8 protein-coding genes and 1 pseudogene are annotated in these 14,095 nt (G+C 49.0%); 7 read left to right on the forward strand and 2 right to left on the reverse strand.

Translation table 11 applies throughout. The annotated features are described in order from the left end of the window. Positions 1–36 precede the first annotated feature (36 nt). Positions 37–1,698 (reverse strand): methyl-accepting chemotaxis protein, encoded by a 1,662-nt coding sequence (gene tsr, locus A7Z29_RS10140; RefSeq protein ID WP_000919636.1) that lies wholly within the window; start codon positions 1,696–1,698, stop codon positions 37–39. Positions 1,699–2,243: 545 nt separating this feature from the next. Here tsr and btsT point away from each other — a divergent pair. The 3 genes from btsT (at position 2,244) to yjiA (ending at position 5,825) form a co-directional block, all read left to right on the forward strand. Then, entirely contained in the window at positions 2,244–4,394 is a 2,151-nt protein-coding gene (gene btsT, locus A7Z29_RS10150) for a pyruvate/proton symporter BtsT (protein ID WP_105279358.1), read from the forward strand. Between the two features lie 254 nt (positions 4,395–4,648). Further along, the gene (locus A7Z29_RS10155) at positions 4,649–4,852 is read left to right on the forward strand and encodes a YbdD/YjiX family protein (protein ID WP_000467859.1); all 204 of its coding nucleotides are present in this window, start codon (positions 4,649–4,651) and stop codon (positions 4,850–4,852) included. 10 nt (positions 4,853–4,862) lie between these two features. Continuing rightward, complete coding sequence (gene yjiA, locus A7Z29_RS10160) at positions 4,863–5,825, forward strand: GTPase (RefSeq protein WP_021550147.1); 963 nt, start codon at positions 4,863–4,865, stop codon at positions 5,823–5,825. Positions 5,826–5,831: 6 nt separating this feature from the next. On the opposite strand, the pseudogene A7Z29_RS10165 reads toward yjiA, so the two are convergent. Then, positions 5,832–6,179, reverse strand: a pseudogene (locus tag A7Z29_RS10165) (DUF262 domain-containing protein); the annotation flags it as partial. Positions 6,180–6,462: 283 nt separating this feature from the next. On the opposite strand from A7Z29_RS10165, the gene A7Z29_RS10170 reads away from it, so the two are divergent. The 4 genes from A7Z29_RS10170 to A7Z29_RS10185 all read left to right on the forward strand — a co-directional run. Continuing rightward, a complete protein-coding gene (locus A7Z29_RS10170) occupies positions 6,463–8,808 on the forward strand; it encodes a type I restriction-modification system subunit M (protein WP_198599421.1) in 2,346 nt (781 codons plus the stop codon). After that, positions 8,808–10,190 (forward strand): restriction endonuclease subunit S, encoded by a 1,383-nt coding sequence (locus A7Z29_RS10175; RefSeq protein ID WP_105290163.1) that lies wholly within the window; start codon positions 8,808–8,810, stop codon positions 10,188–10,190. Before A7Z29_RS10170 ends, A7Z29_RS10175 begins: the two co-directional genes overlap by 1 nt. Then, a complete protein-coding gene (locus tag A7Z29_RS10180) occupies positions 10,187–13,450 on the forward strand; it encodes a type I restriction endonuclease subunit R (RefSeq protein WP_105290164.1) in 3,264 nt (1,087 codons plus the stop codon). Before A7Z29_RS10175 ends, A7Z29_RS10180 begins: the two co-directional genes overlap by 4 nt. A 64-nt stretch (positions 13,451–13,514) precedes the next feature. After that, positions 13,515–14,095 (forward strand): hypothetical protein (locus tag A7Z29_RS10185; RefSeq protein WP_105290165.1); only part of this gene is annotated, 581 nt, incomplete at its 3' end.

The raw sequence follows: 14,095 nt of genomic DNA on the forward strand, positions 1-14,095 counted from the left end.
GATAAGTCATCGCTTATCGGGCATTTTTTGTGGCAATTAAAACGTTTCCCAGTTATCCCCGCCATCAGCCACTACCGCTTTACGCGGCACAACCGGCGTCACCGTTTTTACCGCCAACGCTTCGCGCTGACGCTGTTGCTCTTGCTGAATACGAAATACAGCCACAGCTTCAGTCAGGCGGCTGGCCTGCTCTTCCAGCGCGGCAGCAGCAGCGGCTGACTCTTCCACCAGCGCAGCGTTCTGTTGCGTTACCCGGTCCATCTCAACAACCGCTAAACCAACCTGATCGATACCGCGACTCTGCTCATCAGAAGCGGAGGCAATTTCGCCCATGATATCGGTCACGCGGGTCACGGCGCTGACAATCTCCGCCATAGTTTCCCCGGCGCTTTCGACGAGTGTCGATCCGACATCCACTTTGCCAACCGAATCTTCAATCAGACTTTTAATTTCACGCGCCGCCTGGGCGCTACGCTGAGCCAGATTACGCACTTCTCCCGCGACCACCGCAAAACCACGCCCTTGTTCACCCGCACGCGCTGCTTCGACCGCCGCATTCAAGGCCAGAATATTAGTCTGGAAAGCAATACCGTCGATAACGCTGATAATATCGGCGATTTTCTGCGAACTGGTAGATATATCGCGCATAGTTTGTACCACGCTATCGACCACATTACCGCCACGTTGTGCCGTTTCGGAAGCACTTAACGCCAGATGGCTTGCCTGTCGCGCGTTCTCGGCATTCTGTTTCACTGTCGCAGTCAATTGCTCCATGCTGGCTGCCGTCTCTTCTAACGAAGCGGCTTGCTGCTCAGTGCGTGAAGAGAGATCGTTATTACCGGTAGCGATTTCGCTGGCTCCGCTATAGATGGCATTTGCACCATTACGCACATCACCCACGGTACGTACCAGTTCACTTTGCATATGGCGCAAACTCTCTGCCAGTTGCCCCACTTCATTGGAGCCATCTACCTCGATCGGTTTCACCAGATCGCCGCCAGCAATATGACGAATGTTGTCGATCAGGCGATTCATCGGCGCTACCAGCGACGTTTTAATACCAAACCAGACGACGAAGATGACCGCCAGTACGACGATCAGAACACCCGCCAGCACCCACATTGCCTGGTTAAAGGCAGCATTATTATCAGCGACGGCGATGTCATAGAGACGATCGTTTTGCTGCATGTACGCCATATACTGCTTCTCGAAACCGTCCTGATATCCCTGAGTAGGTTGGTCAAAAAACTCGTTGATTTTGCCCGCCCCTAACAACTGGATCAGCTCCGCCAGTGCATTGTGATAGATATCGTAATTACGTTTGATCTCCGTAGCAGCCGCTGTGCTCTGATGCAAGTTACGTGGTAGTGCTTCGTAATCTGCCCAGTCTTTTTCCGCGTGTTTCAACGAAATAGTGGCACTCTGCATCAGCTCGGCGACGGTTGAACCGCTGCCAATATTGTTCTGATCCATCATGTAGCGGATACCCGCACGGTTGAGGGTGTTACGCGTCTGCAACAACGCAACCCAACTGCCATTTAGCGTAGATTGCTGCTGGCGAATGGTTTGTAAGACGGAGAGATTTTCTTTGTCCTTTTTTAAAGCGTTAAAGAACAGGCTGCCTGATGTCAGTTGCAAAAGGCCGAAAACGGCCAAAACCAGCAGTAAGCTGGTCACGATCCTGATACGTTTTAACATGGTTTCTCTTTTCCTGTTGACCGATAGCAGAATTTTCGGCCTGGAATGAGAAAACTTTATAGGTAGCGACCTGAAATTGATTAAATTTACCTCACTTTTTTATTTTTGTTCAAAAATACAATAACCACGTATTGATATATTTTTCTTTCTTATTTTTCACATTAGCTGTATCTATTTTGAACGTGAGGATATTTGCCAATAGATTAATATTATTGGCCAAAATAATATTATCAGTGAGGAAATGGGGTTTTAATATATATAGCATGAATATAATTTTTATATGAGTAACACAACTGAGGGCTAAAAATCGCTTCGGTTGTGATCAATATCACATAAATAGTCTTCATAAACCTTGCTCAATACCGCTCAACCGCAAAACTGACCGCTTACGTCCCTAATTTAACCACTCAGTTATTTACCTTACTTTACGCGCGCGTAACTCTGGCAACATCACTGCAGGATAGCGGTCAATTTACCTCCTCAAACGCAACGCAAACCTAGAACGGCTTCGGCCAACTATTAATCAATACATGCCAGGTTTTACTATGGATACTAAAAAGATATTCAAGCACATACCCTGGGTGATTCTTGGAATCATCGGTGCATTCTGCCTCGCGGTAGTTGCATTACGTCGGGGGGAGCACGTCAGCGCCCTATGGATCGTGGTCGCCTCTGTGTCGGTGTATCTGGTGGCTTATCGCTACTACAGCCTATACATCGCCCAGAAAGTGATGAAACTCGACCCCACGCGCGCGACGCCTGCGGTTATTAACAACGACGGTCTGAACTACGTTCCGACCAACCGTTACGTGTTGTTTGGTCACCACTTCGCCGCTATCGCCGGTGCCGGTCCGCTGGTTGGTCCGGTGCTCGCCGCGCAGATGGGCTACCTGCCTGGCACGCTGTGGCTGCTGGCGGGGGTAGTGCTGGCCGGTGCGGTACAGGACTTTATGGTGCTGTTTATCTCCTCTCGCCGTAACGGCGCATCTCTCGGTGAGATGATCAAAGAAGAGATGGGACCAGTACCGGGGACTATCGCGCTGTTTGGCTGTTTCTTAATCATGATCATCATCCTTGCCGTCCTGGCGCTGATTGTGGTTAAAGCCCTGGCCGAAAGTCCGTGGGGTGTCTTCACCGTTTGCTCAACCGTACCGATTGCGCTGTTTATGGGTATCTACATGCGCTTTATTCGTCCGGGGCGTGTAGGTGAAGTCTCTGTCATTGGTATCGTGCTGCTGGTTGCCTCTATCTACTTCGGTGGCGTGATTGCTCACGATCCGTACTGGGGTCCGGCACTGACCTTTAAAGACACCACCATTACCTTCGCGCTGATTGGCTATGCGTTTGTTTCCGCACTGCTGCCGGTGTGGCTGATCCTCGCACCGCGCGACTATCTGGCAACCTTCCTGAAAATCGGCGTTATCGTCGGCCTGGCGCTGGGTATCGTGGTGCTGAACCCGGAACTGAAAATGCCTGCGATGACTCAGTACATTGATGGTACTGGCCCGCTGTGGAAAGGCGCTCTGTTCCCGTTCCTGTTCATCACCATCGCCTGTGGTGCGGTATCTGGCTTCCACGCGCTGATCTCTTCCGGTACGACGCCGAAACTGCTGGCTAACGAAACCGATGCGCGTTTCATCGGCTACGGCGCAATGCTGATGGAGTCCTTCGTGGCGATTATGGCGCTGGTTGCTGCGTCCATCATCGAACCGGGTCTTTACTTCGCGATGAATACCCCGCCTGCGGGTCTCGGCATCACCATGCCTAACCTGCATGAAATGGGGGGCGAGAACGCGCCGATCATCATGGCGCAGCTGAAAGACGTTACCGCACACGCGGCAGCAACCGTCAGCTCCTGGGGCTTCGTGATTTCGCCAGAGCAGATCCTGCAAACCGCGAAAGACATTGGTGAACCTTCTGTCCTGAACCGTGCAGGTGGTGCGCCGACGCTGGCGGTAGGTATCGCTCACGTGTTCCACAAAGTGCTGCCGATGGCTGACATGGGCTTCTGGTATCACTTCGGTATTCTGTTCGAAGCACTGTTCATCCTGACCGCGCTGGATGCCGGTACGCGTTCTGGCCGCTTTATGCTGCAAGACCTGATGGGTAACTTCATCCCGTTCCTGAAAAAAACCGACTCTCTGGTTGCCGGTATCATCGGTACAGCGGGCTGTGTGGGTCTGTGGGGCTACCTGCTGTATCAGGGGGTGGTCGATCCGCTGGGCGGCGTTAAGAGCCTGTGGCCGCTGTTCGGTATCTCCAACCAGATGCTAGCAGCCGTGGCACTGGTTCTGGGCACCGTTGTGCTGATTAAGATGAAGCGCACCCAATACATCTGGGTAACTGTTGTTCCGGCGGTATGGCTGCTTATCTGCACCACCTGGGCGCTGGGTCTGAAACTGTTCAGCACCAACCCGCAGATGGAAGGCTTCTTCTACATGGCAAGCCAGTACAAAGAGAAGATTGCTAACGGTACTGACCTGACGGCGCAGCAGATTGCCAACATGAACCACATCGTTGTGAACAACTACACCAACGCGGGTCTGAGTATTCTGTTCCTGATTGTGGTGTACAGCATCATCTTCTACGGTTTCAAAACCTGGCTGAAGGTGCGTAACAGCGACAAACGTACTGACAAAGAAACGCCGTACGTTCCAATCCCGGAAGGCGGCGTGAAGATCTCTTCGCACCACTAACCGTGTTTAGCCCCGCTTCGGCGGGGCTCAGGCTGATGACAAAGCCAGGCAAGCGCACGGATTGTCCCCTCGCCCCTTCGGGGAGAGGGTTAGGGTGAGGGGAACAGGCCAGCGTCGGTGTATATAAATACTCTACCCTGGCCCTCTCGCCTTCCAGGGAAAGGGAGCAAACAGTGACCGTATTGACCTGTAAGCGAGTTTGTCAGCAATCTCAGCCCCGCTTCGGCGGGGCTTTGTTCTTATCAGAGTGAACTATGTTTGGTAACTTAGGACAGGCAAAAAAATATCTCGGCCAGGCGGCGAAGATGTTGATTGGCATTCCAGACTACGACAACTACGTCGAGCATATGAAGACCAACCATCCCGACAAGCCGTACATGAGCTATGAAGAATTCTTCCGCGAACGCCAGAACGCACGCTACGGCGGCGATGGTAAAGGCGGTATGCGCTGTTGTTAATGGAGAGAGCATGAACCCGATTGCAGTTACCCTACTCACCGGTTTTTTAGGCGCGGGCAAAACCACCCTGCTGCGCCATATTCTTAACGAACAACACGGCTACAAGATTGCCGTGATTGAAAACGAATTCGGCGAAGTCTCCGTTGATGATCAGTTAATTGGCGACCGCGCCACGCAGATCAAAACGCTGACCAACGGCTGCATCTGCTGTTCGCGCTCCAACGAGCTGGAAGACGCGCTACTCGACCTGCTGGATAATCTCGACAAGGGCAATATTCAGTTCGACCGTCTGGTGATTGAATGCACCGGCATGGCCGATCCCGGCCCGATTATTCAGACCTTTTTCTCCCATGAGATTTTATGCCAGCGTTACCTGCTGGACGGCGTGATTGCGCTGGTGGATGCGGTACATGCCGATGAGCAGATGAACCAGTTCACCATCGCCCAGTCACAGGTTGGCTACGCTGACCGTATTCTGCTGACCAAAACCGACGTCGCTGGCGAAGCAGAAAAACTGCGTGAACGCCTGGCGCGCATCAACGCCCGTGCACCGGTCTACACCGTCACCCACGGCGACATCGACCTGGGCCTGCTGTTCAACACCAACGGTTTTATGCTGGAAGAGAACGTCGTCAGCACCAAGCCACGTTTTCACTTTATCGCGGATAAACAAAACGATATTTCGTCGATTGTGGTGGAACTGGATTACCCGGTAGATATCAGCGAAGTTTCCCGGGTGATGGAAAACCTGCTGCTGGAGTCGGCAGATAAACTACTGCGTTACAAAGGGATGCTATGGATTGACGGCGAACCTAACCGCCTGCTGTTCCAGGGCGTCCAGCGCCTCTACAGCGCCGACTGGGATCGCCCGTGGGGCGATGAAAAACCGCATAGCACGATGGTGTTTATCGGGATTCAGCTGCCAGAGGAAGAGATAAGGGCGGCGTTTGCGGGGTTGAGGAAGTCAGCGTGAAAGGTTGAGCTGGTAGTTTCGTAATTTCATGGTGGAGAAACCATCCATCACTTCTTCATCACCAAGATGTCTGGACAATGCTTCCAGCAATAACATCGCCGTTGTCAGACGTTGTTGTCCGTCAATCACCAGCAACGGCGAAATCCCCGAAACCTGATACAGACCCTGTTCGATGTACACCACCGAGCCAATAAAGTGTGCCAAGATGTCCTCGCGTAGTCCGGCCCGTATTACATCGTCCCAGAATTGGCGACACTGTTCCTCTGACCATGAATAAGTACGCTGATAAATGGGAATAACGAATTGCTGAGAGCGTTTTAGAAAATCGAGTAATCGGGCTTCGGTGGCTTTCATGAATGACGCCTGTCAAATTGCGCTGGCAAACTGCGTCATTATGCTTCGAATAAAAAATAAAAGTCAGCGACTTTACTGCTGCAAAGACAATATTTCAGGATAATTCAAAGCATATTAAGAAATTCCCAAGAACACATTCAGTGGAATAATTTATACGCCAAATATATACATATAACCTATTGAAAAAGATCATATTTTTGATATTGTTGATGGTAATTTGATATAACAAAGCATTCACTTCACATTGAAAATCCCCTCTCATGCAGGGCAAGGAATGCTTTTTATGTCATTACCTAATTTCAGCCAAATTGCGGCCTTTCTCTGGTCTGTCGCCGACCTGTTACGCGGCGATTTTAAACAATCACAATATGGGCGAATTATTCTCCCTTTCACACTTCTTCGTCGTCTGGAATGCGTACTCGAAATAAGTAAAGACGCGGTCATTGCCGAGGCGCAAAAAGTAAAAGCTATGAAACTGCCGGAGGAAGCCCAGGAGAAAATGATCCTGCGGGCGACCAATGGCCTCACGTTCTTCAATGCCTCAGCGATGGATCTCAGCAAAATGGGGCAAAATGGTATACAGGACAACCTGGAAAACTACATCCAGTCGTTCTCTTCAGATGCCCGCGAGATCTTCGAACACTTCAAGTTCAGCGAGTTTGTCGGGCAGTTGGCTGATGCGAACTTACTGTTTAAAGTGGTGCAAATATTCGCTAAAGCAGATTTATACCCGGAGCACGTCACCAACCATGACATGGGGCTGGTATTTGAAGAGCTGATCCGACGTTTTGCCGAGAGTTCTAACGAAACCGCCGGGGAGCACTTTACCCCACGAGATATCGTCAATCTGACCACCTCGCTGGTGTTTTTCGATGATGATGATGCACTCAACAAAGACGGCATCATCCGCACCCTTTACGACCCGACGGCGGGAACCGGCGGCTTTCTCTCTTCCGGTATGGAGTACGTCCACAAACAAAACCCCAATGCCGTGATGCGCGCGTTTGGTCAGGAGTTAAACCCGGAATCCTACGCCATCTGTAAAGCCGACATGCTGATTAAGGGTCAGGACGTCAGCCTTATCAAACTCGGCAACACCCTTTCAAACGATCAACTCCCCGCTGAAAAATTCGATTACATGCTTTCTAACCCACCTTTCGGCGTGGACTGGAAAAAGATCGAAGGTGACATCAACGACGAGCACAAACTCAAAGGTGCTGATGGCCGCTTTGGCCCTGGCCTGCCCCGCGTCTCAGACGGTTCATTGCTGTTTCTGCTGCACCTGATCAGCAAAATGCGCGATGCCAAAAGCGGTGGCGGGCGGATCGGCATCATTCTTAACGGTTCCCCGTTATTCACCGGCGGCGCGGGCAGCGGCGAAAGCGAGATCCGTCGCTACATTCTGGAAGCGGATTTACTGGAAGGCATCATCGCCCTATCCACCGACATGTTTTACAACACCGGTATCGCCACCTATGTTTGGGTGCTGTCCAACAAAAAAGCGCCAGAGCGTAAAGGCAAAGTTCAGCTAATTGACGGCAGCAATCTTTGCGGCAAGATGCGTAAATCGCTGGGGTCAAAACGCAATATTCTCGGGGATGAAGATATTCGCTTAATCACCCGCACGTTTGGCGATTTCGAATCCGTTGCCACCACCACGCTTGCGGCGTTAGGCCTGGAGAAAGCACCAGAGCCAAAATCCAGCCGGGGACGCCAGTCCGCAACAACCAAAACCGAGGCAGCAAAAACCTTTGCCAGCAAAGTCTTTCACAGCACAGAGTTTGGCTATCGTCGCATAACCGTTGAGCGCCCGTTACGCCTGTCGGCTCAGATGACCGATGACGCTATTGCCACATTGCGCTTTGCGCCGAAGCCGTTTAACGCACCGATGGTGCAACTGTATGACGCCTTTGCCTTCCAGTGGCAAGACGGTAACTACGGTGACTTCACTGGCATAGAAAGTGAAGCCCGCGCCATTCTTAAAGCCGATTTCACCGAGCTGAAAGAGAAGCAAATTAAAGATCTGCTCGACAGTAAATTATGGCTGGCCCAGCGTGAGTTAATGGAAAAAGCGCAGCGTATTCAGGTTGCGATGGGTATGCAGACGGGTGGCAAAGACGCTATCAGCAATGACTTTAATCAGTTCCAGTTGACGCTGAAAGAGGCGTTCAAAACCGCAGGCGTGAAGCTGGATGCGAAAGAGAACAAACAGTTCATCGATGCCATTACCCGCAAAAACCCGGACGCCGAACCGGTAATCAGCAAGGTACTGAAAGAGGCGGCTCAACCGCTTTACGGCGCGTTTGAGTACCACGGAAAGGTTGTGGAGTTTGAGCCGGATGGCGACCTGCGCGATAACGAAAATGTGCCGCTGAACCCGGCGGTATCGACCAGCGAGTTGATCGAGGGTTACTTCAAAGCAGAAGTGTTGCCGCATGTGGCGGATGCATGGATTAACGCCGATAAGCGCGATGCGAAAGATGGAGATATCGGGATTGTGGGGTATGAAATTCCGTTTAATCGTCATTTTTATGTTTATCAGCCACCAAGGCCGCTGGAGGAGATTGATGCGGATCTGGATGCGGTAAGTGCCGAGATTATGAAACTGCTGCAGGAGGTACATTCCTAATGGCGGGGTTAAATAAGTATCAGGCGTATCCGGAGTATAGGGATTCTGGGGTGGAGTGGTTGGGGGAGATACCTTACCAATGGAAATTAAGTCGAGTAAAACATATAGCTCCCTTTCAAGTTGGCTGGACTCCTTCGACTAAAAATGATGCTAATTTTATTGGTAATAATTTATGGGTCAACATCTCCGACCTGCAAGGTAAATTTATTTCGAGCACAGCAAAATGCATCTCAGATCAAGCGGCAAAAGAAGCCTCTATGGAGATAACCCCTAGAGGGTCACTGTTATACAGTTTTAAATTATCTGTTGGTGCTATTTCATTTGCTGACTGTGATTTATATACAAATGAAGCAATTGCCTCGTTTCTAAATAAGGCAGAACTTCCACTATCATACTTATATTATGCGCTTCCAAAATTCATAATAGAGAATTCCTCAACCAACATTTATGGTGCTAAAATATTAAATCAGGAGCTTATAAGAAACTCCTTTTTGCTTACACCTAGCCATAACGAAGCGGAGAAAATTGCTCTATTTCTCGACAACGAAACCGCAAAAATCGACAAACTGATCGAGAAACAACAACAACTTATTGAGCTACTAAAAGAAAAACGTCAGGCAGTGATTAGCCATGCGGTGACCAAAGGGCTAAATCCTGATGTGCCGATGAAAGATTCTGGGGTTGAGTGGTTGGGGGAAATACCCGCGCACTGGCGATTAAGCAAACTGCGCTACATGTTTAGCTTTGGAAAGGGATTAACAATTACCAAAGAAAACCTTCAGGATGAAGGTATACCTTGTGTGAATTATGGTGAAATACACTCTAAATATAGATTTGAAGTTAACCCTCAAGTCCATGCATTGAAATGTGTAGACATATCTCATCTTAAAAATAACTCATCATCATTAATCCAAAAAGGTGACATTGTTTTTGCAGACACATCAGAAGATACCGAAGGTGCTGGGAATTTCACACAATTAATTATTGAAGAAACAATTTTTGCAGGCTATCACACTATTATCACTCGTCCTCTAAATAAAGAATGCTTTAGATTTTACGCCTATCTCTTAGATAGCAAAGAATTGCGAACACAAATTCGCAATACAGTAAAGGGAGTAAAAGTATTTAGTGTTACTCAAGCAATTCTAAAAGGTATCTCAATATGGTTCCCTTTACCTAAAGAACAGGAACGTATAGTTGTATATCTGGATAGTCAAACCACAAAAATCGACATCCTAATCGATAAACAACTCCAACAAATCGAACTTCTTAAAGAACGCCGCTCCGCCCTTATCTCTGCCGCCGTCACCGGCAAAATAGACCTCCGCAACTGGACCGCCCCCATCCCCGAAGCAGAAGCCCCCACGGAGGCCAGCGCATGAGCCACGACATTACAAAAGAGGTCAACCTGCAAAACGACATCATCGCCCAGATGGTGACAAAAGGCTGGATTGTCGGCAAAGGTGACGGCTACGACCGGGAACGAGCACTATACGCACAGGATACCTTAAACTTCGTTCAAACCACCCAACCGCAGGAGTGGGAGAAATTCGCCCGCGTTTACCCCAACGATACCGAGCGCCATTTCCTCGACGCGCTGGTCGCGCAGCTTCAAAAAGCCGACAGCAACGCCACCGATATCCAGTCGCGCACCTGGGGTACGCTTGGCGTACTGCGCCACGGCCTGAAAATTCGCAACGCCCGTTTTTCGCTGTGCCAGTTTAAGCCAGAACACAACCTCAACCCGGAAACGCTGGCGCGCTATCAGCAGAATATCTGCCGTATCGTGCCAGAACTGGTCTACAGCCCGTATGCCTCAAATAACGTCTTTGCAGAAACGGGCGTAAAAGCCCAAAAATGGCGCATCGACCTGGTGCTGTTTATCAACGGCCTGCCGGTTGCCACACTGGAACTGAAATCCGAATTTAAACAGGCGGTGCAGAACGCCATTGCGCAGTACAAAAAGACCCGCCTGCCGAAAGATCCCGCGACCAATAAACCCGAACCGCTGCTGACCTTTAAGCGCGGCGCGCTGGTGCATTTTGCCGTCAGCCAGTATGACGTCTTTATGACCACCAGACTCGCGGGTGACAGCACTTTCTTCCTGCCGTTTAACAAAGGCACCAAAGATGGCGGTGCGGGCAACGAAGTCCCTGAAGATGCCAGCCGCTACGCCACGGATTATCTGTGGAATGAAGTGCTGCTACCGGATAACTTATTAAAAATCCTCGCCAGTTTTGTCCATTTGGAGATTGAAGAAAAAGAGGAGTGGAACGGGCTGAAAGCGAAGAAAGAGAGCCTGATCTTCCCGCGCTATCATCAGTGGGATGTGGTCAACAAACTGCTGGAAGCCGCGACGATTGAAGGAACCGGCAATAAATACCTGATCCAGCACAGCGCCGGTTCCGGTAAATCGAACTCCATTGCCTGGACCGCCCACCAGCTTTCTCGTCTGTACGACACAAACGGGGAAAAGCAGTTCCACTCCGTTATCGTGGTGACGGACCGCACGGTGCTGGACGACCAGCTTCAGGACACCATCTGGCAGTTTGAACATGTCGACGGCGTGGTCGGGCGCATCAATAACAAAGAGGGCGACGGCTCCAAATCAGAAAAGCTCGCCAGTGCGCTGGAAAACTCGCAGCCGATAATTATCGTCACCATCCAGACGTTCCCATTCGTACTCAAAGCAATCGAAAACAGCGTCAGCCTGAAACAGCGTAAATATGCGGTGATCGCCGATGAAGCGCACTCCTCGCAAAGCGGTTCCACCGCCCGTCAGCTTAAAGAAGTGCTGATGAGCGAAGAGCTGGATGATGACGTGGTGCTTTCGTCAGAAGATGTTCTGGATACGACCATCGCCGCACGTCAGGGCAGCAGTAACCTGAACTACTACGCCTTTACTGCTACGCCAAAATCCAAAACCCTCGAACTCTTTGGCCGCCGCCCGCGTCCGGATGAACCGGCGTCAAAAACCAATAAACCTGCGGCTTTTCACGTCTACTCGATGCGCCAGGCAATCGAAGAAGGCTTTATCCTCGACGTGCTGAAAAACTACACCAACTACAAAGTGGCGTATCAGTTGCTGCAAAAGCTGGAAGACAAAGACCGCGAAGTCGATAGCAAACGGGCGAAGGTCAGGCTTAACCAGTGGGTGACCCTGCACGATCACAATATTTCGCAGAAGGTGAAGGTGATTGTGGAGCACTACCGCAAACATGTGATGCATCTGCTTGGCGGCCAGGCCAAAGCGATGGTGGTCACCAGTTCGCGTAAAGCTGCCGTGCGCTACAAGCTGGCGTTTGATAAATACCTTAGAGAGAACAATTACCAGAAAATCAGCGCAATGGTGGCGTTTTCCGGGGAAGTTGAATTTCAGGAAGGCGACCACAACAGCCTCGCGTTGTTAAACCAGAAATTTACTGAAATAAACATGAACCCCGGCCTGAAAGGACGGGATATGCGCGAAGCCTTCGACAGCGACGATTATCAGGTCATGCTGGTCGCCAATAAATTCCAGACCGGTTTTGACCAGCCGAAGCTGTGCGCGATGTACGTGGATAAAGCCCTCGGCGGCGTCGAGTGCGTGCAGACGCTCTCCCGCCTGAACCGAACCTATCCGGGCAAAGCGGAATCGGGCACTTTTGTCCTCGATTTTTATAACGATCCGAACGAGATCCTCGACGCATTCCAGCCCTATTACCAGACGGCGGAACTGACCGATGTCAGCGATCCGCAACAAGTATTCGATCTGTTTGAAAAACTGCGCGCCACGCAGATTTTTCAGTGGCATGAAGTCGAGCAGTTCTGCGAGGCTTTCTTCACCAAAAATAAATCGAATGCGGCGATCAGTAATATCTGTAAACCGGCGGTAGAACGCTGGAAAAAGCGTTATCTGATGGCAATAGATGCTTATCTGACTGCCAAAGAGATGTTCGAGCGCACCAAAAAAACGGGCGACACGGTGTTAATTACCAATGCGGAAAACAGTTTTAAATCCTGTAAGCAGGAAAAGGATCGTCTGGAAATATTCAAAAAAGATCTCGGCAGCTTTGTTCGCTTCTACGAATTTATGTCACAGATCGTCGAGTACGATGACAAGGATCTGGAAAAGCTAAGTCTGTTTGCCCGCCACCTGCGCCCGCTGCTGCATGAGCAACGTCTGGAAGAGGATGAAATTGATCTCAGTAATGTGGAGATGAGTCACTATCGTTTATCGAAAATCCATGAGCAAGATTTACGCTTACAGGAAGAAACGCCTGACTATACGCTGGATGCAAGTAATGATATTGGTACGGCAAAAGCGAAAGATAAAAAAGAGGAGTTTTTATCTCAGGTTCTTTCTCGGATGAATGAATTATTCATTAGCGACCATTTGACCGACAAAGATATGATCAGCAATGTTTTTGCGGTGTATAACAAAATAACTGAAAATGAAAATGTTATGACACAAATTAAAAACAATCCGCCAGAACAAGCTATTCTTGGTGATTTCCTCCAGGCAGTTGATAATGCTGTAATGGACAGTAATGACGCTCGGCAAGAATTTATGTTGCAATATTTATCCGATCCAGCTCGGGCAAAGGGCTTTGCTTATCTGATGTTTGATATGCTAACGGGGAAAATTGCTTTGCCAACATAAAATACGTTGATAGCCGGGGTCGCATTTTCTACCTCGGCCATATTATTTACAATAAGGAATAGCTATGCTGAAGATGATTAAAGATTTTAAATTCAAAAATTACATTAAAAAACTACGTGAGGAAGGTTTGTTTTTTTATGTTTCTTTCGGGTTTATATTAACATTATTGATGGAAGTTGATGATCGATTACCGTACTATCTTCAACAAGACTTCTTCTTTGATACACTTATAGGATTTATGCCAATCAATATATTCTTTGTTTTGATTTGCACAAATATATTTTTCAATGCCGTTCATGCTCTTATTTCATCTTATAAATGTCAAAGAGTTAGTGAGAAATTCCTCTCTGAACTTGATAAAAGAACACAACAAATTGGCTTTATTATTTCATTTATATGCTTTGGCATGACTTTGTTTTGTGCCCTGGTGTGGTTGCTGTTTTTTGATATGAATAATGAAAGTTACTACGCAAAATATACATTAAATTTTTTAGCTGCTTTTATCATTATTATTATAATTTCTTCAGCAGTTAATCCAGTAATAAGAAGAACGTTCCAAAAACTTAAAGAATCTGACTCACATGGAAACTCAAAAATATTTTTTATAATTGTGATAATTACAATGTCGATATTATTACCGATTAC

Origin of the sequence: Escherichia sp. MOD1-EC6842, from assembly GCF_002965705.1 — a bacterium.
Taxonomy (GTDB): Bacteria; Pseudomonadota; Gammaproteobacteria; order Enterobacterales; family Enterobacteriaceae; genus Escherichia; species Escherichia ruysiae.

Excerpts from the sequence above, each read along its gene's own strand:
- tsr (WP_000919636.1), bottom strand. The coding sequence starts at position 1,698 with ATGTTAAAACGTATCAGGATCGTGACCAGCTTACTGCTGGTTTTGGCC.
- btsT (WP_105279358.1), top strand. The coding sequence starts at position 2,244 with ATGGATACTAAAAAGATATTCAAGCACATACCCTGGGTGATTCTTGGA.
- A7Z29_RS10155 (WP_000467859.1), top strand. The coding sequence starts at position 4,649 with ATGTTTGGTAACTTAGGACAGGCAAAAAAATATCTCGGCCAGGCGGCG.
- yjiA (WP_021550147.1), top strand. The coding sequence starts at position 4,863 with ATGAACCCGATTGCAGTTACCCTACTCACCGGTTTTTTAGGCGCGGGC.
- A7Z29_RS10170 (WP_198599421.1), top strand. The coding sequence starts at position 6,463 with ATGTCATTACCTAATTTCAGCCAAATTGCGGCCTTTCTCTGGTCTGTC.
- A7Z29_RS10175 (WP_105290163.1), top strand. The coding sequence starts at position 8,808 with ATGGCGGGGTTAAATAAGTATCAGGCGTATCCGGAGTATAGGGATTCT.
- A7Z29_RS10180 (WP_105290164.1), top strand. The coding sequence starts at position 10,187 with ATGAGCCACGACATTACAAAAGAGGTCAACCTGCAAAACGACATCATC.